Annotated in this window: 24 protein-coding genes and 2 pseudogenes; 22 read left to right on the top strand and 4 right to left on the bottom strand. The window is 61.7% G+C overall.

Annotation, left to right across the window (positions count from 1 at the left end):
- The first annotated feature begins 1 nt into the window (after position 1).
- The 15 genes and pseudogenes from AC1DUR_RS03605 (at position 2) to AC1DUR_RS03535 (ending at position 14,035) form a co-directional block, all read left to right on the top strand.
- A complete protein-coding gene (locus AC1DUR_RS03605; RefSeq protein ID WP_477721244.1) occupies positions 2-1,513 on the top strand; it encodes an indolepyruvate oxidoreductase subunit beta family protein in 1,512 nt (503 codons plus the stop codon).
- 99 nt (positions 1,514-1,612) lie between these two features.
- Positions 1,613-2,590 (top strand): TRAP transporter substrate-binding protein DctP, encoded by a 978-nt coding sequence (gene dctP, locus AC1DUR_RS03600; RefSeq protein ID WP_477721243.1) that lies wholly within the window; start codon positions 1,613-1,615, stop codon positions 2,588-2,590.
- Positions 2,591-2,605: 15 nt separating this feature from the next.
- The gene (locus AC1DUR_RS03595; RefSeq protein ID WP_477721242.1) at positions 2,606-3,136 is read left to right on the top strand and encodes a TRAP transporter small permease; all 531 of its coding nucleotides are present in this window, start codon (positions 2,606-2,608) and stop codon (positions 3,134-3,136) included.
- A complete protein-coding gene (locus AC1DUR_RS03590; RefSeq protein ID WP_477721241.1) occupies positions 3,133-4,455 on the top strand; it encodes a TRAP transporter large permease in 1,323 nt (440 codons plus the stop codon). Before AC1DUR_RS03595 ends, AC1DUR_RS03590 begins: the two co-directional genes overlap by 4 nt.
- A 201-nt stretch (positions 4,456-4,656) precedes the next feature.
- Positions 4,657-5,136 (top strand): aminoacyl-tRNA deacylase, encoded by a 480-nt coding sequence (locus tag AC1DUR_RS03585; protein WP_477721240.1) that lies wholly within the window; start codon positions 4,657-4,659, stop codon positions 5,134-5,136.
- Between the two features lie 58 nt (positions 5,137-5,194).
- Positions 5,195-5,401: a DUF6494 family protein gene (locus tag AC1DUR_RS03580; RefSeq protein WP_477716507.1), complete on the top strand. Its 207-nt coding sequence runs from the start codon at positions 5,195-5,197 to the stop codon at positions 5,399-5,401.
- A 75-nt stretch (positions 5,402-5,476) separates the two neighbouring features.
- Entirely contained in the window at positions 5,477-6,499 is a 1,023-nt protein-coding gene (locus AC1DUR_RS03575; protein WP_477721239.1) for a class I fructose-bisphosphate aldolase, read from the top strand.
- 171 nt (positions 6,500-6,670) lie between these two features.
- Positions 6,671-7,066, top strand: coding sequence for a response regulator (locus AC1DUR_RS03570; protein ID WP_477721238.1), 396 nt, complete (start codon positions 6,671-6,673; stop codon positions 7,064-7,066).
- A gap of 39 nt (positions 7,067-7,105) precedes the next feature.
- Positions 7,106-7,231: a hypothetical protein gene (locus AC1DUR_RS03565; protein ID WP_477721237.1), complete on the top strand. Its 126-nt coding sequence runs from the start codon at positions 7,106-7,108 to the stop codon at positions 7,229-7,231.
- Between the two features lie 693 nt (positions 7,232-7,924).
- Positions 7,925-8,914 (top strand): annotated as a pseudogene (locus AC1DUR_RS03560) (NERD domain-containing protein); the annotation flags it as partial.
- A gap of 39 nt (positions 8,915-8,953) precedes the next feature.
- Entirely contained in the window at positions 8,954-10,342 is a 1,389-nt protein-coding gene (locus AC1DUR_RS03555; RefSeq protein ID WP_477721324.1) for a type I restriction-modification enzyme R subunit C-terminal domain-containing protein, read from the top strand.
- A gap of 15 nt (positions 10,343-10,357) precedes the next feature.
- Entirely contained in the window at positions 10,358-10,978 is a 621-nt protein-coding gene (locus AC1DUR_RS03550) for a class I SAM-dependent DNA methyltransferase (protein WP_477721236.1), read from the top strand.
- 86 nt (positions 10,979-11,064) lie between these two features.
- Positions 11,065-11,934 (top strand): DUF5655 domain-containing protein, encoded by an 870-nt coding sequence (locus AC1DUR_RS03545; RefSeq protein ID WP_477721235.1) that lies wholly within the window; start codon positions 11,065-11,067, stop codon positions 11,932-11,934.
- Positions 11,935-11,949: 15 nt separating this feature from the next.
- On the top strand, positions 11,950-12,762 hold the full coding sequence (locus tag AC1DUR_RS03540) for a tRNA-uridine aminocarboxypropyltransferase (RefSeq protein ID WP_477721323.1): 813 nt from the start codon (positions 11,950-11,952) through the stop codon (positions 12,760-12,762).
- 427 nt (positions 12,763-13,189) lie between these two features.
- Positions 13,190-14,035 carry a YhjD/YihY/BrkB family envelope integrity protein gene (locus tag AC1DUR_RS03535; RefSeq protein ID WP_477721234.1) on the top strand — a complete coding sequence of 282 codons (846 nt, stop codon included), beginning with the start codon at positions 13,190-13,192 and terminating at the stop codon, positions 14,033-14,035.
- Positions 14,036-14,543: 508 nt separating this feature from the next.
- Here AC1DUR_RS03535 and AC1DUR_RS03530 read toward each other — a convergent pair.
- Complete coding sequence (locus AC1DUR_RS03530) at positions 14,544-15,533, bottom strand: SLAC1 anion channel family protein (protein ID WP_477721233.1); 990 nt, start codon at positions 15,531-15,533, stop codon at positions 14,544-14,546.
- 174 nt (positions 15,534-15,707) lie between these two features.
- Between AC1DUR_RS03530 and AC1DUR_RS03525 the strand changes: the two genes are divergently transcribed.
- From AC1DUR_RS03525 to AC1DUR_RS03510, 4 genes and pseudogenes are all read left to right on the top strand, one after another.
- Positions 15,708-16,616 (top strand): LysR family transcriptional regulator, encoded by a 909-nt coding sequence (locus AC1DUR_RS03525; RefSeq protein ID WP_477721232.1) that lies wholly within the window; start codon positions 15,708-15,710, stop codon positions 16,614-16,616.
- A gap of 102 nt (positions 16,617-16,718) precedes the next feature.
- Positions 16,719-17,129 (top strand): annotated as a pseudogene (locus tag AC1DUR_RS03520) (DTW domain-containing protein); the annotation flags it as partial.
- 121 nt (positions 17,130-17,250) lie between these two features.
- Positions 17,251-17,916, top strand: coding sequence for a glutathione S-transferase family protein (locus AC1DUR_RS03515; protein WP_477721231.1), 666 nt, complete (start codon positions 17,251-17,253; stop codon positions 17,914-17,916).
- A gap of 291 nt (positions 17,917-18,207) precedes the next feature.
- Entirely contained in the window at positions 18,208-18,459 is a 252-nt protein-coding gene (locus AC1DUR_RS03510) for a hypothetical protein (protein WP_477716519.1), read from the top strand.
- 27 nt (positions 18,460-18,486) lie between these two features.
- Here the strand turns inward: AC1DUR_RS03510 and AC1DUR_RS03505 are convergent, their stop codons facing one another.
- Positions 18,487-19,137, bottom strand: coding sequence for a TetR/AcrR family transcriptional regulator (locus AC1DUR_RS03505; RefSeq protein WP_477721230.1), 651 nt, complete (start codon positions 19,135-19,137; stop codon positions 18,487-18,489).
- A gap of 114 nt (positions 19,138-19,251) precedes the next feature.
- On the opposite strand from AC1DUR_RS03505, the gene AC1DUR_RS03500 reads away from it, so the two are divergent.
- Entirely contained in the window at positions 19,252-19,680 is a 429-nt protein-coding gene (locus AC1DUR_RS03500) for a nuclear transport factor 2 family protein (protein ID WP_477721229.1), read from the top strand.
- An 11-nt stretch (positions 19,681-19,691) separates the two neighbouring features.
- Entirely contained in the window at positions 19,692-20,207 is a 516-nt protein-coding gene (locus AC1DUR_RS03495; RefSeq protein ID WP_477721228.1) for a c-type cytochrome, read from the top strand.
- Between the two features lie 97 nt (positions 20,208-20,304).
- Here AC1DUR_RS03495 and AC1DUR_RS03490 read toward each other — a convergent pair whose 3' ends face one another.
- Both AC1DUR_RS03490 and AC1DUR_RS03485 read right to left on the bottom strand, forming a co-directional pair.
- On the bottom strand, positions 20,305-20,721 hold the full coding sequence (locus tag AC1DUR_RS03490; RefSeq protein WP_477721227.1) for a hypothetical protein: 417 nt from the start codon (positions 20,719-20,721) through the stop codon (positions 20,305-20,307).
- Between the two features lie 294 nt (positions 20,722-21,015).
- Positions 21,016-21,504, bottom strand: a complete 489-nt coding sequence (locus tag AC1DUR_RS03485) for a hypothetical protein (protein WP_477721226.1) — start codon at positions 21,502-21,504, stop codon at positions 21,016-21,018.
- A gap of 378 nt (positions 21,505-21,882) precedes the next feature.
- On the opposite strand from AC1DUR_RS03485, the gene AC1DUR_RS03480 reads away from it, so the two are divergent.
- Positions 21,883-22,452, top strand: coding sequence for a DUF1439 domain-containing protein (locus tag AC1DUR_RS03480; protein WP_477721225.1), 570 nt, complete (start codon positions 21,883-21,885; stop codon positions 22,450-22,452).
- The last annotated feature ends 341 nt before the right edge of the window (positions 22,453-22,793 follow it).

The following is a 22,793-nucleotide window of genomic DNA, read 5'->3' as shown; positions in this document are numbered from 1 at the left end:
CATGAACAATGATCGCGCGATCACCATTGCGATTCTCGCCATGGGCGGCGAAGGCGGCGGCGTGCTGGCCGACTGGCTGGTCGACCTGGCCGAGCAGAACGGCTACTTTGCCCAGACCACCTCGGTGCCCGGCGTGGCGCAGCGCACCGGCGCCACGGTGTACTACCTGGAGCTGTTTCCCGAAGCCGGCGCACCGGCGGGCCGCCTGCCCGTGCTGGCGCTCGGCCCGGTGCCGGGCGAAGTCGACATTGTGATTGCGTCGGAGCTGATGGAAGCCGGCCGTGCGCTGCAGCGCGGCCTGGTCTCGGCCCGGCGCACCACCTTCATTGCGTCGACCCATCGCGTGTATTCGATGACCGAGCGCACCGCGATGGGCGACGGCCGCGTCAGCTCCGCCAAGCTGCTCGACGGCGGCCGTGCCGCTGCCCAGCACTTCATCAGCGCCGACTTTGCCCAGCTGGCCGAAGACACCGGCAGCCTGATCAGCCCGACGCTGTACGGCGCGCTGGCCGCCACCGGGCGCCTGCCGTTTACCCGCGCACAGTTTGAAGCCACCATCTCGCGCGGCGGTGTCGGCGTGAAGTCCAGCCTCAAGGCCTTTGCCGCCGGCTTTGCCGTGGCGCAACAGGCCATGACGCCACCGGCCGTTGCGGCGCCTCCCGTTCAGGCCGCGACCCCCATGCCGCCGGTTGGTGCGCGGCTGGCGGCCCTGGCCCGGCGCATTCAACAAACCTTTGCGCCGGCCAACCACGCCACGCTGGCCGCCGGCATTGTGCGCACGGCCGACTACCAGGACGTGGACTACGCCGCCAGCTACCTGGACTGCCTGCAGCCGCTCACCGCCTGCCTGCCCGCAGACCCCGTGCTCGCCGCCGAATTGCTGGACGAAACCGCGCGCCACCTGGCGCTGTGGATGAGCTACGAAGACACGGTGCGCGTGGCTGACCTGAAAACCCGGCGCTCGCGCTTTGACCGCGTGGGCGGCGAAGTCAAGCTGAGCCAGGCGCAGCACCTGGGCATCAATGAGTTTTTGCATCCACGTGTGGAAGAGATTGCCGACACCCTGCCGGCTGGCCTCGGCCGCTGGCTGCTGGCCACGCCCTGGGCACGCGCCTGCGTGGAGCCCTTCACCCGCAAGGGCCGCATCGTGCAAACCAGCTCCATACGCGGCTACCTGCTGCTCTACACCATTGCCGCCCTGCGCCCGCTGCGCCCCCAATCGCTGCGCTTCCAGGTGGAGCAGCAGCGCATCAGCGACTGGCTCGCCACCATCGCCCGCCTGGCGCCCGTGCAACCGGCGCTGGCGCTGGAGGTGGCGCGCTCGCAGCGGCTGGTCAAAGGTTATGGCGACACCCATGCGCGCGGCTGGCGCAGTTTTCAGCGTGTCATGGCCAAGCTGCCGCAGCTGCAGGCCATGCCGCAGGGCGCGGCGCAGCTGAAGGCGCTGAGCCAGGCCGCGCTGGCAGACGACACAGGCCAGGCGCTCGAGCACATGCTGGCGGCCACGGTGTAGTGCCATGTAGTGCCGTGCAGTGTGTAGTGATTAGCACGCATTGACGCGGCAGCATGCAGACCGGATCATCGATTTCAACCCGATAAGGAGACAAGACCCATGAAAACACGAACGCTCAAAGTTCTCAAACCCACCTTGGCCCTGCTGCTGGCGGCCAGCTTTTCGGCCGGCGCGCTGGCGCAGGAGGTCACGCTGCGGCTCGTCAGCGCCTTCCCCGAGAACGGCATCTATGTACAGCGCCTGCTGCCCTGGATCGCCAAGGTCAACGCCGAGGGCAAGGGCGTGCTGCAGATCAACTTTCTGGGTGGCCCCAAAGCCATTCCGACGTTTGAGGCCGGCAATGCGGTGAAGACCGGCGTGGTGGACATGGCGATGAACACCGGCGCTTTCTACACCAACGTCATGCCCGAGGCCGACTTCCTGAAACTCACGCAGATCCCGGTGGCCGAGCAGCGCAAGAACGGCGCCTTTGACGCCATCAACAAGGTCTGGAACGAAAAGGGCAACACGCAGTACCTGGCCCGCATGGTCGAAAACCAGCCCTTTCACATCTACACCAACAAGAAGATCGACAAGCCCGACCTGAGCGGCCAGAAGATCCGCATCTCGCCGGTGTACCGCGACTTCTTCCAGGCGCTCAACGCCAATGTGGTCACCACCCCGCCGGGCGAGGTCTACACCGCGCTGGAGCGCGGCGTGGTCGATGGCTACGGCTGGCCCATTGGCGGGATTTTTGACCTGAACTGGCAGGAAAAGACCAAGTTCCGCGTAGACCCCGGCTTTTATGACGCCGAGGTATCGCTCACCATGAACCTGCCGGCCTGGAAAAAGCTCACCGATGCGCAGCGCAACTACCTGCAAAAGCAATTGCTGGCGCTGGAGGCCGAGAACACGTTCTGGACCCGTTACGGCAATGTGGAGACGGCGCGCCAGGAGACCGCCGGCATCCAGACCATCAAGTTTGATGCCGCCACGTCCAAGGCCTTCCGCGACAAGGCCTATGAAGTGGGTTGGGCCGGCGCCATGAAGCAAAGCCCCGAGGTGGCTGCGCGCTTTAAAACGCTGTTCTCCAAATAAGCACCGCGCCCCGTCGTGATAGACCCGTTGTCCGAGGCCTATGGCCGCTTCCTGGCCAGCCTCGCCCTGCTGGGCTGCGCCATCCTGATGGCCATGATGTTCATCATTGTGGGCGATGTGGCGCTGCGCAACATCCCCTTCCCCGGCCTGCCGCGCGGCCTGGCGTGGAGCAATGAGATCTCCGAACTGATGCTCTACCTCATTACCATGTGCGTAGCGCCCTGGCTGCTGCGCCAGGGCCAGCACATCCGCGTGGACATCGTCTTGCAGGCCCTGCCTCCCCAGCTGGCCTGGAGCCTGGAATGGGTGGGCGACCTGATCGGTCTTGTCTGCTGCCTGGCGATTGCCTGGTTTGGCACGCAGGCCGCCTGGTCCAGCTACCTGTCGGGCGCCGTCAACATCAAGACGCTGGTGACGCCCGAGTGGTGGGCGCTGGCGCCGCTGCCGCTGGTATTTGTTTTGTTGGGAATTGAAATGATCTTTCGCATGATCCGGCTGCAGCGCGGCCCGCGCGGCCCGCGCCATGACGCGGTGAGTGCAGCATGAGCGCCTGGGGCATTGCCGCCTGGCTGATGCTGGGCGGCTCCACCGTGCTGCTGTTCATCGGCATGCCGGTGGCGCTGACCTTCATCACCATCAACATCATCGGCGCCTGGCTCTACATGGGCGGCGAGCCCGGCCTGGTGCAGCTGGCGCGCAGCAGCGTGAGCTCGGTCACGGCGTTTTCACTGACGCCGATTCCGCTGTTCGTGCTGATGGGCGAGATCCTGTTTCACACCGGCCTGGCCATCAAGGTCATCGAAGGCGTTGAGCGGCTCATCAAGCATGTGCCCGGCCGTCTGGCGGTGGTCGCCGTGGTCGCCGGCACGGTGTTCTCGGCCATCTCGGGCTCCACCATTGCCACCACCGCGATGCTCGGCTCGCTGATGCTGCCCATCATGCTGTCACGCGGCTACCACCCGACCCTGGCCACCGGGCCCATCATGGCCATTGGCGCGGTCGACATGCTGATCCCGCCCTCGGCGCTGACCGTACTGCTGGGTTCGCTGTCGGGCATCTCGATTTCCAAGCTGCTGATTGGCGGCGTGGTGCCCGGCGTGATTTTGTCCGTCGCCTTCGTGCTGTGGATCGTCATTCGCGTCAGCATCAGCCCGCAGCTGGCGCCGGTCGATAAAGACGACGCGGTGCAGTACCGCGGCTGGGCGCGCTGGAGCCTGTTCTTTGGCTATGTGCTGCCCACGCTGTCGATCTTTGGCGTGGTGGTGGGCGCGCTGGCCGCCGGCTGGGCCACGCCCACCGAGTGCGCCGCGCTGGGCGCCTTTGCCACCATGGTGCTGGCCTTGTGCTACCGCGTGCTGACGCGGGACGCCGTGCTCAAGGCACTGAAGGGCACGGCGGGCATCTCGGGCATGATTTTGTTCATCATCCTGGGCGCCACCACGTTCGCGCAAATCCTCTCATTCTCGGGCGCCAGCAACGGCCTGGTGCAGTTCATCACCGGCCAGGGCCTGTCTACCAGCATGATCGTGGTCGGCATGATGCTGATGCTGATTTTCCTGGGCATCTTTGTCGACCAGGTCAGCATGATGATGATCACGCTGCCCATCTTCATGCCCGTGGTGCAGGCGCTGGGCATAGACCCGGTCTGGTTTGGCGTGATGTTCCTCATCTGCATGCAGCTCGGCCTGCTGCTGCCACCGCACGGCCTGTTGCTCATGACCATGCGCGGCGTGGCCCCGCCGGCCGTCACCATGGGCCATATCTTCATGGCGGTGGTGCCCTATGTGGTGATGAGCCTGATACTGCTGGCCGCCGTGTTCTGGATTCCCGGGATCGCGACCTGGCTGCCCCAGCTGATTGGGTAAGCTGACTGGAGGGGCTGATCGGGGAGGCGGCGACATCCTTTTCCCGCCCCCACCCCTGCCAAAAGGGGGAATCCAAGGCCAGGCGCGCATGGCTTGCGATCTGGCCCGCCATGGCGCATAGTATGCATTTGACGGGCACGAGCGGCTTCATCGGTGACGCTGCCCTGACCATGGCCTGTCGCTTTGCACCAGGAGGCTGTCATGTCGATTTCCTCACGTCTGTCAAGCTACCTCGATGAGCGCGGCGCGCTCTATGAAATCCACCCACACCAGCCCAGCCACAGCAGCGCAGAGACCGCCCACACGGCGCATGTGCTGCCTCACCAGCTCGCCAAGTCGGTGATTCTTGAAGATGACATCGGCTGCGTGATGGCGGTCGTTCCGGCCGACAAGACCGTCATGCTGGGTCATCTGTCCCGGCTGCTGGGCCGCAAGGAATTGCGGCTGTCCGATGAAACCCGCATCGCGAGTATGTTCGATGACTGCGACGTGGGTGCAGTGCCGCCGGTTGGCATGGCCTGGGGCATGGAAACCATCGTCGACGATGACCTCGAAGCCAACGACGTTATCTACATGGAAGGCGGCGACCACGAGCGCCTGCTGCGGATGTCGCACGACCAGTTTCACGAACTGATGAGCGTGGCGCAGCACGGGCACTTCTGCAAGACACCGCTGCACTGACCCGCAGGCACCCCAACCCGGAAGAACAGAAAAAAGCAGGAAAGAACAGGAGACCCTGATGGACGAAGAAACATTCAACCTCAGCATCCGCAAGTTTTTGAAAATGGTAGGCGTCAAGTCGCAGCACGAGATCGAGCAGGCCGTGGCGCGGGCTCGCGCGAGCGGGGCCATCACCGGCACCGAGACACTGCCCGCCACCGTGACCCTCGAGGTCGCGGGCGTGCAGCTCAAGGTCAAGTTCGACGGCGACATCGCACTTCAATAGTGAATCGTCAATAGCCAGTAGTCATTAGTCATTAGCCGATAGCTCGTCATGAGCGCCTGAACGTTGGGGGTCGTCATGAATACTCAAAGCGAACTGCAGGCAACGGTGCAAGCGCTCGTGCAAAAGGGCAAGGGCATTCTTGCCGCCGACGAAAGCGGTCCGACCATCGCCAAGCGCTTCAAGACCATCGGCGTGACATCCACCGAAGAGAACCGGTGCGCCTGGCGCAGCCTGCTGCTGGCGACGTCGGGGCTGGGCGACTTCGTCAGCGGCATCATCCTGCATGAAGAAACACTCAGCCAGCGCGCGCGCGACGGCACGCCCTTGCCGCAATGCGCCGCACTGCAGGGCATCGTGCCCGGCATCAAGGTCGATGCGGGCAAGATCCCGCTGGCCGGGGCGCCGGGCGACGAGATCACCCAGGGCCTGGACGGGCTCGCAGAGCGCCTGGACGCGTACAAGGCACTGGGCGCCCGCTTTGCCAAGTGGCGCGCCGTCTACAACGTCTCTGACACGCTGCCCAGCCCGTTGGCGGTGAAGGCCAATGCGGAGGCCCTCGCCTGCTACGCCGCGATCTGCCAGGAGCGCGGCATGGTGCCCATCGTCGAGCCCGAGGTGCTGATCGACGGCGACCACACGATGGCGCGATGCGCCGAAGTAACCGAGACCGTGCTGCACGAGGTGTTCCACGCGCTGCACAGACACCGCGTCGTGCTCGAGCACATGCTGCTCAAGCCGAGCATGGTGGTGCCCGGCAAGACACACGCGGAGCAGGCAACCCCGGCCGAGGTGGCGGAACAGACCGTCCGGGTCCTGCGGCGCACGGTGCCTGCGGCAGTACCCAGCATCAATTTCCTGTCGGGCGGCCAGACGCCTGAAGAGGCGACGGCCAATCTCGATGCCATGAACCGGCTTGGCCCCCACCCGTGGCAATTGAGCTTCTCGTACGGGCGTGCGCTGCAGGAGCCCGCCTTGCAGGCCTGGAAGGGCCAGGCCGCCCATGCGCTCAACAGCCAGGACGCACTGCTCAAGCGCGCCAAACTGAACGGCGCAGCGTGCCAGGGGCAGTACAACGCCGCGATGGATACGGTTGACTGACCCGGCGCGCCGGTTGGCGTCAAGCCGAACAGCCGTCAGGGATGAACACCATCTGTAGGAGAGCACCTACACCCAAAAACGAGCAGCGCCGATCCCATGCCGGCCTCGCCTGCAATAGCCTGACCGATTCCCCAGAGGAATGCAAAAGCAACAAAAAGGAACGTCATGCTGATGAGCGTGTTTCTTGTGGAGGACAGGGCCGATATCCGCGACAGCCTGGTCGAAGGCATGGAGGAGCTTGCGCCGCTTCGCTTCGTGGGTCACGTGGACGGTGAAACGGCGGCCACACAATGGTTTGGCGCCAACCACGGCAACTGGGACCTGGCCATTGTTGACCTGTTCCTGGCCGAGGGCTCCGGCTTTGGTGTGTTGAAGGTTTGCCAGGCGCGCCATCCCTGGCAAAAGGTGGTCGTACTCACCAGCCACAGCCAGAAGAACATCCTGGACCATTGCCGGGATCTCGGCGCTGACGAGGTGTTTCACAAAGCCGCCGACGTGGACAAGCTCGTCGACTTTTGCAGAAGCCACGCACAAAACCTCGCCAGCATTCCCCGGAGCGTGCAGTAAACAGATTCGGGCGGCGCGCAAAGACTGGGTAGCGACCCGGTGTTCCTGCTCAGCTCCGGCGGCTACAACGCCGACAACTACACCCTGACCATAGGCAGCCCCAGCCTGATGCGCAGCAAGAACTCCGGCGCCAAAGGCACAGGCGGCGCCGTGGTGCCGTGGTGATTAGCAGGAAGTAAGACGCGGCAAGCCGCGGTCCGCCTTTGCGCCCTCTCCCCCTGGGAGAGGCCAGGGGCTGAGCGCTGCGGCTCCAGATGCGCCCGCGCGCATTTGGACAGCGCGAAGAAGCCCAGGCTCTGACTGGGCTGCGGTCTGCAAGACAGGACCAATGGCCTTCAAACAAGCACGGCGAAACACCACAAGCCGCGGGCCCTCATCCCCGCCTGCTCCCAGAGGGAGAAGGAGTAAAGCCATGAGCACAGCCGCAGCATTCCCATCTCTACCCCCTCTCCCTCTGGGAGAGGGTTGGGGTGAGGGCCAACAGCCTTCAAACACGCCCGGCGAAACATCAAGGCGCTGCCCGTTGAGCAGAACACCCACCAGGGTGCGGCGCGCCATGAAGCGTTGTCTTGCAGGTGCAGGGCAACAGGTTCATTGGCAAATGGGTTGCTCGCTGCAACTATTTTCATAGCTGCATGCACCCGTGCTCTATGGGCTGGCGGCCATTTCCATGCTGAATAGCTCCCTGGCACATCGACACGGCCGCCGCAGCCCGGCAACCGTTCTGGTGAATATTCACACCAAATATTTTCCAAAATGAATACCTTCGGAGTACCGCCTCCTCAATACTGACTAGAACCGACGCGCTTTCCCTGTGATGATGGTTGTCACCAAGTGTTAACAGGCTGCAACTCCCGGATGGCAACTCTTATTCCTTCGATTGGTACCTGCGTTTCGCGCATGACCAGCGGCGAACGCCGGCTTGCCGAACGCCTTGAACAAAAACTCGACGACGACTACCTGCTCTGGTACGACGTGCCGGTCGGCCCCAAGCAGTCGCACCCTGACTTTGTGGTGATGCACCCCCGGCGCGGCATTCTGATTCTTGAAACCAAGGATTGGAAGCTCGACACCATCCAGCGGGCGACGCGCCAAATGTGGGAAATCATTCCAGACGGACAGCTCAAGGTCGTCATGAACCCGCTGGCGCAGGCCCGCTTTTGTGCCATTCAGGTGGTCAACGCGCTGGAGCGAGACCCGCAGCTGATCCAGGCCTCTGGCCCGCACCAAGGCAAGCTGGCTTTCCCGTGGGGCCACGGCGTGGTGTTGACCCGCATCACGCGCAAGCAGTTTGACGCTGCCGGATTAGGTGATGCGATTGAACCGCACTACGTCATCTGCCAGGACGAAATGCTGGAGACCGCAGACGTTGAAGAATTTCAGCAACGGTTGTGGAATATGTTTCCGCATTCGTTTGGCGGCGTCATGTCATTGCCGCAGCTTGACCGCATGCGCTGGAACATGTTTCCTGAAGTGCGCGTGCAAACGCAGGGCGCGCTGTTTGACGACAGCGATGCCGAAGCCGAACTGCCCAGCATCATGCGCGTGATGGATTTGCAGCAGGAGCAACTCGCGCGTAGCCTGGGCGACGGCCATCGCGTGATTCACGGCGTGGCGGGTTCGGGCAAGACCATGATCCTCGGCTACCGCGCCGAGTATCTGGCCAAGGCGCACACAGCAGCGTCCAAACCCATCCTCATCCTTTGCTACAACGAGCCCTTGGCCGTGAAGCTTGAATCAGTGATGCAGGCCAAGGGGCTGGCTGACAAAGTTCATGCCCGCAACTTTCACAAGTGGTGCAGACAGCAACTGGTGGGCGAAGAGCTCAAGGTCTATGACACTGGGCGCAACCAGATTGAGCTATTCAAAGCGCCCGATGACATTAACTTGAATGTCGAAGACTTCAATCGCAAAGTCATCACCCGGCCTTTCAACCAAGCGGTTTGCGAATATCTGGCACAAGAGATAGACCCCACTGGCAAGCGCAAAACACTCATCTTTTGCGTCAACACCGACCATGCCGACCTGGTGGTGGACGTGCTCAAAGACGCGTTCGAAGCCCAATACGGCAGCGTGGAAGACGACGCCGTCATCAAAATCACCGGCAATGCCGACAAACCGCTTGAGCTGATTCGCCGCTTCAAAAACGAGCGCCTGCCCAATGTGGCGGTTACTGTGGACTTGCTCACCACTGGCGTGGACGTGCCCGAGATCTGCAACCTCGTCTTCCTGCGCCAGGTCAACAGCCGCATCTTGTTTGACCAAATGCTGGGCCGTGCCACACGCCTGTGCGACTTTGATGGCGACGCCAAAGACAGCTTTCGCGTGTTTGACGCTGTACGCATTTTTGAAGCCATCGGCAACATGACCGCCATGCGTCCCGTGGTGGTTAACCCCAGCATCACCTTTGCCCAGCTGGAGCAAGAAATGGTGACTGTGCAAGACCTTGCCGCGCGTGAACTGGTGCGCGAGCAGTTTCTGGCCAAGCTGCAAGTCAAAAAGCGCCACCTTGACGATCAAGCCGCGCAAGACTTTGAAACGCAAGCAGGCATGAGCCCCGACGCCTTCATCCAAAAGCTGCGCACCTTGTCGGTTGCGGAGGTGGCCGACTGGTTTTTGCAAAACCCGCGCTTAGGCGAAATACTGGATCGCAAGCGCCAAGGCACCGGCCAGCCCGTCTACATATCTGACCATCCCGACGCTCTGCACCGTGTAGACCGTGGTTACGGCAATGCCAGAAAGCCCGAAGACTATTTGAAGGAATTCAAAGACTTCATCGCCAGCCACGGCAACGAGCTGCCAGCCCTCATCACCGTGCTCACTCGTCCACGCGACCTCACCCGCAAGCAGCTAAAAGAGCTGGTGCTGGCACTGGACCAGGCTGGCTTTACCGAAATGCGCTTGGCCGCCGCCTGGCGCGAGCTCAGCAACCAGGACATTGCCGCGCGCGTCATCGGCTACATTCGTCAAGCCGCCATTGGCGATGCGCTGTTACCCTATGCCGAGCGCGTAGACCACGCCCTGCAAAAGCTGCTGGCAAAGCCTCCGCCAGGCAAGCCCTGGACCCAACCGCAGCGCGACTGGCTCAAGCGCATCGCTGCGCAAACCAAAGCCAACATGCTGGTAGACCGCGACGCACTGGACGACCCCGACCTTATATTCAAGCGCGAAGGCGGCGGCTTTACCCGTTTGGATAAACTTTTCAATGGCCAACTCCAGCCCGTGCTGGAAGCCTTTAACGACGCACTCTGGGCAGACGACCAAAAGTCTGCCTGAGACCACTAAGAAACCATGAATCAAGTTAACCCCGCAGCGTCCGACATCGTTGCCAAGCTCTGGAACCTGTGCAATCTTCTGCGCGATGATGGTGTCACCTACCACCAGTATGTCAGCGAGCTCACCTACTTGCTGTTCTTAAAAATGATGCAAGAGACCGGGCAAGAAGACGGCCTGGTCATCTACAAGTCCCCTGAAAAAGGCGCTCCAGTCAAGAAGATGGATGGTGCGCGCTGGGCTGACCTCATGGCAGCTTCTGCTCCTGCCCGGCTGGACCTGTACAAAGAACTGTTGTTGGATTACGGTCTCCACGCCAAAGGCAGCGTGCAGCAAATTTATGCCAACGCCAACACCTTTATCACCAAGCCCGCCACCTTGTCCAAGCTAGTGGTGGAGATTGACAAGCTCGACTGGTACAGCGTACAGCGCGATGACTTAGGTGACCTTTATGAGGGACTTCTTGAGCGCAACGCCAATGAAAAGAAGAGCGGTGCCGGGCAGTATTTCACCCCACGCGATCTGATTAACAGCATTGTGGCGGTGCTCAAGCCCCAGTTAGAAGACACTATTCAAGACCCGGCAGCAGGGACTGCGGGTTTCTTGATCGCCGCCAACAACTATTTGCGGGACACATAGCCCATGGCCAAGCCGCAGAGCTACAAGGCAGCGCATCCGATCTGGAAAAACCCCTGCAGACGCTGATCGAGGCTAACTTAGGCCCGTTGCTCAACATCCGCTTTCTAGCTAGCGAGCACTCCACCGGCAAAACGCATGGCGGGCGCATTGATTCGCTGGGGCTAGATGAGAACGATTGCCCAGTGATTCTGGAATACAAACGCTCGGTGGGTGAAAATGTCATCAACCAAGGCCTGTTTTACCTGGATTGGCTGATGGACCACAAGGCCGAGTTCAAGCTGCTGGTGCTGGACAAGCTGGGCGCGGCAGCGGCAAGCGCCATAGACTGGAGTGCGCCGCGCGTAGTTTGCATGGCCGCGGACTTCACCAAATACGACGGCCACGCGGTGCAGCAGATTGGTCGCAACATTGAGCTGATTCGATACCGCCGGTTTGGGGACGACTTGCTTCTGTTGGAGTCTGCTAACGGGGTAGATGCATCCGCTAAGGTCGTGCCCACCAAGCAATCCAAGACGGTAACCGACAAGCCAGATGTCTTGGTAGCCGCTTCACCAGACACGACCATTGTCAAGACATCGAGCACGGATAAGTCTTTCGCGGAGATGATGGCCAGCTTGTCGGAGCCCATGCTGCAATTGTTGGCTTCTCTGGATGACTACACGCTGTCGCTTGGGGACGATGTGCAGCGCAAAGAGCTGCGCTTGTACGCAGCCTTCAAGCGCCTGAAGAACTTTGCGACCGTGGTGCTGCACAGAAAGAATTGCCTATTGCTGTACCTTCATGTGGACCCGGCCCTGGCGCTGGCGGTGCTACCCAAGGCGCGTGACGTAACCCACATCGGACATTGGGGCACGGGCAATTTGGAAGTGACGCTGAGCAACTCGGCAGACTTGGATGCGGTCAAGCCCTTCATTAACGTCGCTTACGAAGGGCGCGCTGTTGCTCCTTCGGAATAAGTGCTGACCCACGCCCTGCCCCACGCGGTTAGCCGCCTACGCGCCGCGCGCCTGGCGCGCAGCGCCAAACCCTTTCTCGCCCGTGGCGGTCCGCGCGGGGAGCGCTGCGCCGGTTGCCGCCTGGTTCTTAGCCACTGCCTGTGTGCCTTGCGCCAGTCCGTTCCGGCGCGTGCGGGTGTGTGCCTGATCATGGCCGACATCGAGCCGCTCAAGCCCAGCAACACGGGCTGGCTGATAGCCGATGTGGTGGCGGACACGTTTGCCTTTGGTTGGGCGCGCACGGAGGTGGACCCTGCGCTGCTGGCCTTGCTGGCCGACCCGCAGTGGCAGCCATATCTGGTGTTTCCGGGGGAGTTTGTGGCGGCCGAACGGGTGGTGACCGAAGTGCCGCCCGCCGACGAATCAACAGATGGCAAGCCAGGCAAGAGGCCGCTGTTTGTGCTGCTGGACGCCACCTGGCCCGAGGCGCGCAAGATGTTTCGCAAGAGCCCTTACCTGGACAACCTGCCTGTGCTCAGCCTGCAGAGCGAGCAGCTCTCTCGCTACAAGCTGCGCCGCTCGCAGCGCGATGAGCACTTTTGCACTTCTGAAGTAGCCGCCCTGTGCCTGGAGCTGGCCGGTGAAACGCATGCGGCGCAGACGCTGGAGGCTTACCTGGATGTGTTCACCAACCACTACCTGAATGCCAAGCAGCAGTTGCCCGTGGACATGGAGGACGCTGCGCACCAGCGTTTGCGCAGCCTGCGCTTGCCGCAGGGCAGTGGCGCGAATGTGGTGCGCCACTATGTTCCGTACTTATCTGGCGAGGCCTGTGGGCCTCGTCGCTGATCAGCCGGCGCGCCCGAAATGATCACCGCTGACAGGTCCCGCTGCCGCGTCAGACTTGGCAAGAATGGTCGGCTTTCCGGCGTCGGGTCGAGCAGTCAATCACGACCCATTGCAATCATCGATGATTCAGATATGAAGGACTGGATTGCAGCGTTTGCGGGTACTCGCCAGCGACAGCTTTCTGGATGTTGAATTTTAATGATTGACTTGCCGGTTGTTCGTGATGGTCAACAACGGGAACGAAGCGGGCGTGCGCATATGATCGGCCGCAGAGTTCCAAATTCGCCTTGACGGGTTCGCGAAAAAATCGCTTGACCATTAATCGATAGAACTTCACTGGCGAGCCGGTTCAACCATTACCTCGCAAACGTTAAACGGCCCTATCACCCGAAATGCAGAACTGGAGGGGCGGGGATATATTGCTTCCATGACAAATACAAGCCGAAACCAGGGCAGCCTGATCAGCCTCATCTTCCGGCGCGGCCGGGAAGAACGCCTCGCCCAGACAGCGGGCGGCCTCACGTTCACGATGGTGGTGTCCATGGTGCCGCTGCTGGCGGTGAGCTTCGCCCTGTTCGCGCGGACCCCGGCCCTGCGTGCGGCCGGGGAAGCGATTCGCGAGCACCTGCTGCGCGGCCTGCTACCGGCCGACATCGCCAAGACGGTGCTGAAGCACCTGGCGCAGTTCGCGAGTAACGCCAGCGGTCTCACGCAGGTCGGCTTCGCGGTCCTGCTGGTGTCGGCCCTGACGCTGCTCCTGAGCGTGGAGAACACACTCAACAGGATATGGCAGGTGAAAAAACCGCGCCCGGTGCTGCGCCGGATGGCCCTGTACGTTCCCATGCTACTCACCGGTCCGGTGATCATCGGCTCGAGCTTGTGGGCCGCGCCCTATCTTCTGACTGCCTCCAGCGGGCTGGTAGGGACGCGACCCGCCTGGCTGCCGCATGCCCTGAACCTGGGGCCCGTGGTTCTGAGCGCAGCCGGCTTCGCCTGCCTGTTCCGCTTCGTGCCGCACACCGTCGTACGGTGGTGCGATGCGATCGCGGGCGGCCTGCTCGCCGGCATCGCGTTCGAGCTGGGCAAGCACGGCTTCGCGATTTACCTCGCCAACGTGCCCACATATCGCACGATCTACGGAGCCTTCGCGCCTCTGCTGGCTTTCCTGGTGTGGGTGTACTACTCGTGGCTCGTCACGCTGGCCGCGGCGCTGGTCAGCGCTAGCCTGCCGCGTGCCGGGGCGCAGCCGGCGCGACGGCTATCACGAGCATAGCCGGGGCCCTACCAACCGATAGCCAGTTTGCATTCTGAGGGCTGCAAGTCGCCGACTGCAGCCAACTTGTTGCATCGACCGGTTGAATCCGCCGCCGATGGTAGCCGTTCGCTGTGATTCTGTGGAAGTCGGCTCCCAGTCTCTTGCAGGCATCGACGGCACACGTTTGACCGGCAGCTGTTGGCCGTGAGCGTGAGTTCGACACCCGCAAACGCCGACACTGTCGGCGTACCTGGATGTGTTCACCAACCACTACCTGAATGCCAAACAGCAGTTGCCCGTGGACATGGAGGACGCTGTGCACCAGCGTTTGCGCAGCCTGCGTTTGCCGCAGGGCAGTGGCGCTAATGTGGTCCGGCGCTCCCGGAATGACCACCGCTGACAGGCCCCGCTGCCGCGTCAGACTTGGCAAGAATGGTCGGCTTTCCGGCGTCGGGTCGAGCAGTCAATCATGACCCATTGCAATCATCGATGATTCAGATATGAAGGACTGGATTGCAGGGCGAATTTAACCGGCGAGCAGCTTACCGTTAAGGAGAATGTGCAGCGTTCTGACAAAGAGAACCACAATCGCGATGGTCAGCATGGCGAGCAGGATGATTGCAATCACCTTCACGGGCCAGGCTTGGACGAACATCGAGTATTTCAGCGAGGCACTCGCTAGCGCTGCCATTGGAAAGCTGATCCCCCACCAACCGGTAGCGAACGGAATCCCCCTACGGAAAACCTTGGGCGCCAGTGTGAGGAATATGAAAAGACCGAAGTAGAACAGCAACCCGGAGAAGGTGTCGACGTGTTGCGTAATGTTGGTGTAGGCGAGAAAGCCCACTTCGAACGGTGCCATCAGGATCAACAGCGAAGGGACCATGCCGGCGGGCAGCGGCTCGTGGTGAATCATTCGCGACATGATCATCGTAAAGAACGAGAGGGCAATCATCGTTCCAACGGCCAGTGCGAACAGATTGACTTCATGGGCCCACGGCATTGGCATGGTCCCGCCGGCAACAGCGATATCCAACGTGGCCACGCCCGGGATGAACCAGGCGGGAACTGCGTGCGCAGCGTCAATCTTTCCTTGCAGCAGCCGGCTCGCAATCGCAAAACAGAGCGCGATCGTCGAAATCGTGCCCACTGTCCAGATGACTTCGGCGAGCGTCTGGCTCAGTTGGGCAACGACCGAGGAGAGCAGCAGGATAGCGATCGTGATCGTGCCGAAAAAATTGCCGGCGATGGGATGTCGGTACTCGCTGACGACCGCGTCAGGATGTTTGACTGCCTTGACGAGATATCCCGCGCTCAGTACGAGGAATACGATCAAGGCGAGGATACCGGCTGCGTCGGAAATCAGCGGGCTTACCCCGAATTCGTGGCTGGCCTGGCGCCACGCAATGGAAAGTCCAGCGATACCCATTACCGACGCAAACAGGTTGACGGGCAAGTTTCTGATGGAAGCGGTTTTTCGCAAAGACTGCGGATGGGAACTCGAAAGCGTTGACACAGCACATTCTCCAGATTTTGGGGGACCGGAGGCGCGGCGGCCCAAAGCAGCCAGTCGAGAAGCCTCAAATCGTTCGCTCCCTCGCTTGTCGGGGAGACACTGCAAATACTATCCCCTTCCACCGATGAAGATAATCCAGCATAATTTAGAATAATCCTCCCAGAAAATGAGAATATGGCTGACCGTTTCGAATCCATGTCGATCCTGGTAGCCGTGGTCGAAGCAGGCAGTTTTTCTGCTGCGGCGCGCCAACTCAAGATTCCGCTTGCCACGGTGAGTCGCAAGGTCGCAGACCTGGAGTCGCACCTGAAAATCCGACTCCTGCATCGCTCCACCCGACAACTTTCTCTCACCGAAGCCGGGCAATCGTATGTCGCCGCATGCCGGCGCATTCTCGAGGAAGTGGGAGAAGCGGAGCGTGCGGCGTCGGGGGAATATGCGGCGCCCAAAGGGGAACTCGTCATCACGGCACCCATCGTCTTCGGGCGCCTGCACGTCTTGCCCGTGGTCGCGGATTTCCTCAAGACTTATCCGGACATCGATGTGCGGATGGTGCTGACCGACAGCGTGGTGCATCTTCTTGAAGAGCACGTAGACGTCGCAGTGCGGATTGCTGAACTGCCCGACAGCAGTTTCATCGCGGCACGGATCGGCACAGTGCGTCGGGTGGTGTGCGCAAGCCCGGCCTACCTGGCTGAACACGGCACGCCGACTAGCCCCTCTGAGCTCGCCGCGCATGCATGCATTACCCACGAACAGGTGACATCCAGGCAGGTTTGGACCTTTATGTCGGGCAAGTCGGAGATCGCGGTACCTATCCGTTCGCGGCTTGCCGTCAGCACTGCCGAAGCCGCAGTCGATGCGGCGGTTGCCGGCGTTGGGCTCACTCGCGTGCTGTCCTACCAAATGGCGAACGCGATGCGTGCCGGTGCACTCAAGGTCGCGCTCGAAGCGTTCGAGTCGGCGCCGCTGCCTATCAGCCTTGTTCACACCGGACAGGGAATCCTGCCGCTGAAGTTGCGCGCTTTTCTTGATTTCGCCGCGCCGCGGTTGAAGGCTCGGTTGGTGGAGATAGGGGTCTGAAGGCGCTTCGATCGGCGTGACTGCGGGACGTCGTGCAGTGGCAATCTCGGGCGGGCGGGCACACGTTTGACCGGCAGCTGTTGGCCGGAAGCGTGAGTTCGACAGGGCAAGCGGCCGCTGTTTGTGTTGCTGGACGCCGCCTGGCCCGAGGCGCGCAAGATGTTTCGCAAGAGCCCTTACCTGGACCACCTGCCTGTGCTCAGCCTGCAGAGTGAGCAACTCTCCAACTACCGCCTGCGCCGCTCGAAACGCCAGATTGGGGAACAGAGCCACTTCTGCACTTCGGAGGTGGCGGCCCTATGCCTGGAGCTGGCCGGTGAAACGCATGCGGCGCAGACCCTGGAGGCGTACCTGGATGTGTTCACCAACCACTACCTGAATGCCAAGCAGCAGTTGCCCGTGGACATGGAAGACGCTGCGCACCAGCGTTTGCGTGGCTTGCGCTTGCCGCAGGGCAGTGGCGCTTTTTGCTTGAATGGTTTCGTTCGGGACACCGATTTACCCGATCTTTGAGAACTGGCAAAAAAAGTAGTTCAGGGATGTCGATTTAGGCCTATCTCGAACGTCTGGCAAGTGAGCGGTAAAAATGCGTATCCGGCATTCAACGAGACATCCAGCAAAAGGAGAAATCACCATGACCCTTCCGATGACCCCTACCATTACTGCCTTTGAACGGTCGCCCGATCGCGGCAGGGGACTTGCGCGTGACATGCGCGTTCGCTGGGCGCTTGAAGAAGTGGGCCAACCTTACGAGGTTCGTCTTGTTTCGTTCGGAGCGATGAAGGAACCCGCGCATCGAGCGCTTCATCCTTTCGGGCAGATTCCGACCTATGAAGAAGGCGATCTCGCCCTCTTCGAGTCGGGGGCGATCGTGTTCCATATCGCGGAGCGCCATGCAGGCCTGCTGCCTGACGATGCAAATGCCCGCGCGCGCGCGATCACATGGATGTTTGCCGCGCTCAACACGGTGGAGCCGCCGATCCTTGATCGCGGATTCGCCACGCTCCTGGAGCACGACAAGCCCTGGTATGGGGAGCGCCTGCCTATCCTCGAGGATCGCGTCCGTGTACGGCTGGGCGAACTTTCCAGTCGGCTCGGGCGTGCCGACTGGCTCGACGGTACGTTCAGCGCCGGTGACCTGCTGATGGTGACGGTGCTGCGCAGGTTGAACGGATCGGGTCTACTGGAGAAATATCCGAACCTCTCTGCCTATGTCGCCCGTGGCGAAGCGCGGCCGGCCTACAAGCGTGCTTTCGACGCTCAATTGGCGGTTTTCACTGGCAAGCCACCGGCCGGCTGAAAACAACTGGCGGGTCGTACCTTTACGCGACGTTAGTCTAACCAGACGCCGCCACGCGGGCGACTCAAGAGCGACAATCGACCCCAACACGCTAGTGTGGTGTTGCACGCTATCCGGTACATAAAGCCGTGTCTTTTTGCCCATGGCGGCGTTGCAAATCCTCGCAATAGTGGAACTATTGCTGTGGTTTGCGCCTTGCCCTGAACAAAAATCCATCGGTTTTATTTGTACCGTCAAGCATGCAACAACACACTAGGCAACCTCGCCCTACATCAAGACAAGAGCAGCACCATGACCGAAGACACGAACCGACAGAACGAATTGAAGAAGATGGAGCTGTGCGACTCGTGCGCCGGCATCCAGCGCAACTGGCGCAAGGCCCCCGGGCACCCGGAGCTGGTGCAGGGCGGCAACCGCCAGGAAAAGCGTGGTGGCCATCTGGTCACCATCACCAAGTACCGCTGTGACCGCTGCGGCACCGCATGGGAGTATGAGAACGACAAGGCCAACCTCAAGGCGGGTTGGTCGGTGGTGGGTCGATAGACGGCGCCAAGAGCTGCCAACAAAACCTCACCCTTTGCGCGCAGCGGGCTTGCCGGCCGCATTCTCCAGCCCGGCCCGCAGGAGCGCCTGCGCAGCCCACTCCAGCGTTGCCAGTGCCTCTTCGTCTGAAAGGTGGCACACGTCTTTCATGACGACCAGCGCTTCCATGCCCAAGGTCAGGGCCAGCGCCGATCGCACCCGGCGCCACTGCGCGGGGCGCAACTGCTGCCGAACGGGCTCCAGCGCCTCGTCGAGCCATCGGGTGCGCCTGCCTTCCCTGACGGCGGCGGGCGCCTCGCCACGCCGGCGGCTTTCCAGCCAGGTGTCGAGATACACGCGCAGGCCGGTGCGCAGCGCGATCTCCTCGGTCAGCGCCACGCCGTTGAAAGTGCCCAGCAGTCCGCGCAGCCTGTCTGCCGGCTCACCTCCTTCCAGGCTCGCCAGCCAGCGCTCAACGGGCTCCGCCGCCGGGTTGACCTGGGCGACCTCCACCAGCAGGGCTTCCTGAGTCGGGAAATAACGGTAGGCCGTCGCGCGGGAGACTTTGGCCAGCTCCGCAGCTTCGGCGACGGTAGGCTGCGCGCCGTCTCTCAGCAACTGGGTGGCCGCGGCAACCACCGCCGAGCGAGTGCGCTCTTTCTGGTTGGCGCGTGGATCGCTGGGTTGTTGTTTGGTCATAGGCTCGTTACGATACTTTTGTCTCAAGATGACTTGACAGTCTAACATGACGCGTTATGATACTCATGTCTCATGAAGGGACGAGACTCCAACTTAGATGCAAGGATGCTTACCATGTCACTTACTCCAGCCGAGGTTGACCGCCTCATTGATACGCACTTCATGTTCGAGGCCACGGACGATGTCGAGGGCGTCCTGGCCAGCCTGGCCCCGGGCGCCGAACATCATGTGGTCCCGTCCCCGTACGGCATCGTTCGCGACGCCGGGAAAATCCGCGAGTTTTACGTCACCTTGTTCGGTGATCTGAAGGGCGAGGGCGTCACGCCTGTGCGCCGCCTCTATGGCGACGGCTTCGTCGTGGACGAGGCCATCTGGAACGGCCACGTTGAGGATGGCCGGCTGTTCGGCTGCGCCGGCAAGAAAGGGCCTGTCAGCTTCCGTCTGCTGCATGTGTTCGAGTTCAGCGGCGACAAGATCAGCCGCGAGAATGTGTGGTGCGATTTGTCCGCCATCCAGCAACAGCTGGGCGCGACAGTGTCCTGAGGAGATCGGCAATGAAAACTCCCGCCATCAACATTTCCACACCCAGGGCAGCAAGGGCACGCTTGGCACGCGCTGTCTTGCTCGTATCGTTCGGCTGGGCGGCGCTGGCAGCTTCGGCGATGGCCGCCGGCAAGGGCGACGAGATCAGCCGGGGCCGCTACCTGATTGAAACGGCCGGCTGCAATGACTGCCACACGCCTGGGTACGCCGCCAAGGAGGGCAAGGTCGACGAGAAGCTCTGGCTGACCGGCGACGCGCTGGGGTGGGCCGGACCTTGGGGAACGACCTATGCGTCAAATCTCCGGCTTCTCCTGGCGGGCATGACGCAGAAGGAATGGCTGGCCCATGCGCGAACGATGAAGCCACGTCCTCCCATGCCGTGGTTCAACGTGCGTGCAATGACCGACAGTGACCTCAAAGCCATCTACGCCTACACCCGCTCGCTGGGGCCGGGCGGTGCGCCAGCGCCTGCCTATGTGCCCCCAGGCCAAAAGGCGACGGGGCCGGTGGTGCGGTTTCCAGAGTAGCACTGGCAGAAATCCGGTACCCCGGACCTGGATCCAAGTCCGGGGCGAGCCCGATGCCGGGCATTGCGGCATTGCCAATGAAGGAGATGGCGCTGCCTTATCGTGCCAGCCCGCCGCGCTTGACGGCCTCGTCACACTCTGCGCGAAGTTTCTGCAGCTTGCCTTTCTCGGCATGAAAGACTTTGTCATCCAGCGTGCTGACGGCCTTTGTGCCGGAAAGCCCGGCGACGTGTGACGCCTGTTCGAGGGCGCTTTTGCAGGCGCGGAATTTGTCCCACGGGCTGGGGCCATCGGTGACGATGGGCCATTGCTTGCGTTGTGCATCCAGGGCGGCCCTGGTTAATCGCAGGCGCTGGACGTACTTCATGGCCTCGGGCTCGGTAGCCCCGACTGAGTATTCGTTCAGGATTTGTTGCGACTTGATCGCCAGGGCCAGCGCGTCCTGCTCGCCCTTGGTTTGCGCGTTGGCCTGCACAGAGGCCGAGAGCAGCAGAAGTGTGGGAAGGATTCGCATCACGCTGACCATACATGAGTTGAGGCTAAGTTGACGCCGAGTTGAGATTAAGAGCCGCTAACAAAACCCAGCGAAGCGGTCCTGGCTAGACGTGCCGCCGCAGACAGTGCTCTAGCACGGCAAGGCGGCACAACGACGCCAGGAGGGTTTTGTTAGCGGCTCTAAGCCCCACGCGGCATGCCCATGTGGCATGGATGGTAGGTCGGAGGTGCAATGAGAACGTCCATAAAAAAAGACAGGCGGGGCCTGTCTTTTTGAGGGGTTGCAAGACGGCTTGCAACCATGGCGCGGCAATTATTTGCTGCCAGCCGCTTTCACGTCGGCCTTGGCTTCTGCCTTGACTGCGGTAGTTTCGGCACTGGCGGTGGCCTTGTCGGCTGTGGCCTTGATGCGGGTGGTGTCTACCTTGGTGTCGGCTTTGATGACGGCCTTGTCGGCTTTGACATCGGCCTGGGCATCGGTTTTTTCAGCTTTGGCGGTGGCCTTGGTTTTGCCTTCAGCGCCGGCCTTGTCGGCTTTGGCGTGTGCCTTGGCTTTGGTCGTTGCGGATTTGGTCAGGGCTTTGGTTTTCTTTTCAGCAGCGTTGGTTTCTGCCTTTTCAACCTTGACGTCAGCCTTGGCGTCCACCTTGGCTTCGCTGGTCACAGCCGCAGCAACAGACTTGTCGGCCTTGGCTTCTGCCTTGACGACGGCCGGGGTGGCAGGAGCCACAGGTGCAGGCGTCTGTGCAAATGCAGCGCCGGCAATCAGGGTGGTCATCAGGGTAGCGAGTAACTTGTTCATGAAGGTCCTTTTTGGATACGGTTTGTCAAATCACATTGATTTCACATGGCCTGGTGCTCAACGGCGCGCCTCGGCACACTGTTGACCTGCCTCACACAACGTTGCATCCCATACCTTGGCTTTACATTCGGCGCGTCTTCGGCTGGGCTTTATCAATGCATCCTTTTATGAATGGCGTGCTTTTGAATGGTGTGCTTTTTTTAGACGTGGCCGCGGCCATCGGTTTCGCAGAACAGGTCTGCGCATTACAAGATAGGGGCAAAGTAGGGGCGTGATGCCTTCGCAGATAACAACCGAATTTTTGAACCGGGCACATTGCCTTGCGCCAACGCATGCGTGCACCGGTGCCGCGCCACAATGAATCAACGAAAGGCATCGATGAAACGAAGACTGTTGCTGACCTTGGCTATCTGGACGGCGTTAGGCGGAGCCGGTTTGTTGACATGGCCGGACGCACGCGCCCAGCCGAGCTACACGGTATCCAGCGAGCAATTGCAGGAGGCCGTGGCGCAGCGGTTCCCGCGGCGTTACGCGATGGGTGGGCTGCTGGACCTGACCCTGCAGACGCCGCGCCTGCGCCTGCTACCCGAGCAGAACCGCCTGGGCACCGAGATAGTGGTCGACGCGGCCGGCCCGGCCCTGGCGCGCAACTCTACCGGCACGTTCGACGTGGATTTTGCGCTGCGTTATGAGGCCAGCGACCAGTCGATACGCGCGCATCAGCTGCGCGTGAATTCACTGCGCCTGTCGGGCCTGCCGCCTGGCCCGGCTGCGGTGCTGGAGGCTTATGCGCCGGCCCTCGCCAACCAGACCTTGCTGGAAGTGGTGGTGCACAAGCTCAGGCCGCAGGACTTGATGCTGGCCGACGGCCTGGGGCTGGAGCCGGGCACCATCACGGTGACGGCCAAGGGGCTGGTGATTGGTTTTGTGACGAAGCAGCCGCGCTGAAAATGTGGGCTGATGTTGGCCAATGCGGGCTGTTGGCGCGGTGTCCCACAGTGTGGACGCCCCCATCCCTCTCATCTCCTTCCCCCGCTGGGGGAAGGCTGGGATGGGGGCTCGCGGCGTGGGCGTCGGGCTGCCGTGCTTATCTGGTCGCCGCTGGCCCCACCCCAACCCTCCCCCAAAAGGGGAGGGAGCTTCTCGGGTTCTTGACTGAAACGAATTGAACTGCATCGGGGCCAGAGGCAATACGGTTCAGTGAGCACACCGCATGCAGTGCCGATCGTCTCCTTCCCCCGCTGGGGGAAGGCTGGGATGGGGGCTCGCGGCGTGGGCGTCGGGCTGCC

The sequence above is a fragment of the Polaromonas sp. P4_F4 genome (genome assembly GCF_056401355.1).
This window is presented reverse-complemented; position numbering and strand designations above follow the sequence as displayed.

Coding starts and splice junctions, on each gene's coding strand:
- AC1DUR_RS03590 (WP_477721241.1), top strand. CDS start 3,133: ATGAGCGCCTGGGGCATTGCCGCCTGGCTGATGCTGGGCGGCTCCACC.
- AC1DUR_RS03550 (WP_477721236.1), top strand. CDS start 10,358: ATGAATCAAGTTAACCCCGCAGCGTCCGACATCGTTGCCAAGCTCTGG.
- AC1DUR_RS03500 (WP_477721229.1), top strand. CDS start 19,252: ATGTCACTTACTCCAGCCGAGGTTGACCGCCTCATTGATACGCACTTC.
- AC1DUR_RS03585 (WP_477721240.1), top strand. CDS start 4,657: ATGTCGATTTCCTCACGTCTGTCAAGCTACCTCGATGAGCGCGGCGCG.
- AC1DUR_RS03480 (WP_477721225.1), top strand. CDS start 21,883: ATGAAACGAAGACTGTTGCTGACCTTGGCTATCTGGACGGCGTTAGGC.
- AC1DUR_RS03495 (WP_477721228.1), top strand. CDS start 19,692: ATGAAAACTCCCGCCATCAACATTTCCACACCCAGGGCAGCAAGGGCA.
- AC1DUR_RS03570 (WP_477721238.1), top strand. CDS start 6,671: ATGAGCGTGTTTCTTGTGGAGGACAGGGCCGATATCCGCGACAGCCTG.
- AC1DUR_RS03580 (WP_477716507.1), top strand. CDS start 5,195: ATGGACGAAGAAACATTCAACCTCAGCATCCGCAAGTTTTTGAAAATG.
- AC1DUR_RS03515 (WP_477721231.1), top strand. CDS start 17,251: ATGACCCTTCCGATGACCCCTACCATTACTGCCTTTGAACGGTCGCCC.
- AC1DUR_RS03575 (WP_477721239.1), top strand. CDS start 5,477: ATGAATACTCAAAGCGAACTGCAGGCAACGGTGCAAGCGCTCGTGCAA.
- AC1DUR_RS03505 (WP_477721230.1), bottom strand. CDS start 19,137: ATGACCAAACAACAACCCAGCGATCCACGCGCCAACCAGAAAGAGCGC.
- AC1DUR_RS03605 (WP_477721244.1), top strand. CDS start 2: ATGAACAATGATCGCGCGATCACCATTGCGATTCTCGCCATGGGCGGC.
- AC1DUR_RS03485 (WP_477721226.1), bottom strand. CDS start 21,504: ATGAACAAGTTACTCGCTACCCTGATGACCACCCTGATTGCCGGCGCT.
- AC1DUR_RS03535 (WP_477721234.1), top strand. CDS start 13,190: ATGACAAATACAAGCCGAAACCAGGGCAGCCTGATCAGCCTCATCTTC.
- AC1DUR_RS03510 (WP_477716519.1), top strand. CDS start 18,208: ATGACCGAAGACACGAACCGACAGAACGAATTGAAGAAGATGGAGCTG.
- dctP (WP_477721243.1), top strand. CDS start 1,613: ATGAAAACACGAACGCTCAAAGTTCTCAAACCCACCTTGGCCCTGCTG.
- AC1DUR_RS03490 (WP_477721227.1), bottom strand. CDS start 20,721: ATGCGAATCCTTCCCACACTTCTGCTGCTCTCGGCCTCTGTGCAGGCC.
- AC1DUR_RS03525 (WP_477721232.1), top strand. CDS start 15,708: ATGGCTGACCGTTTCGAATCCATGTCGATCCTGGTAGCCGTGGTCGAA.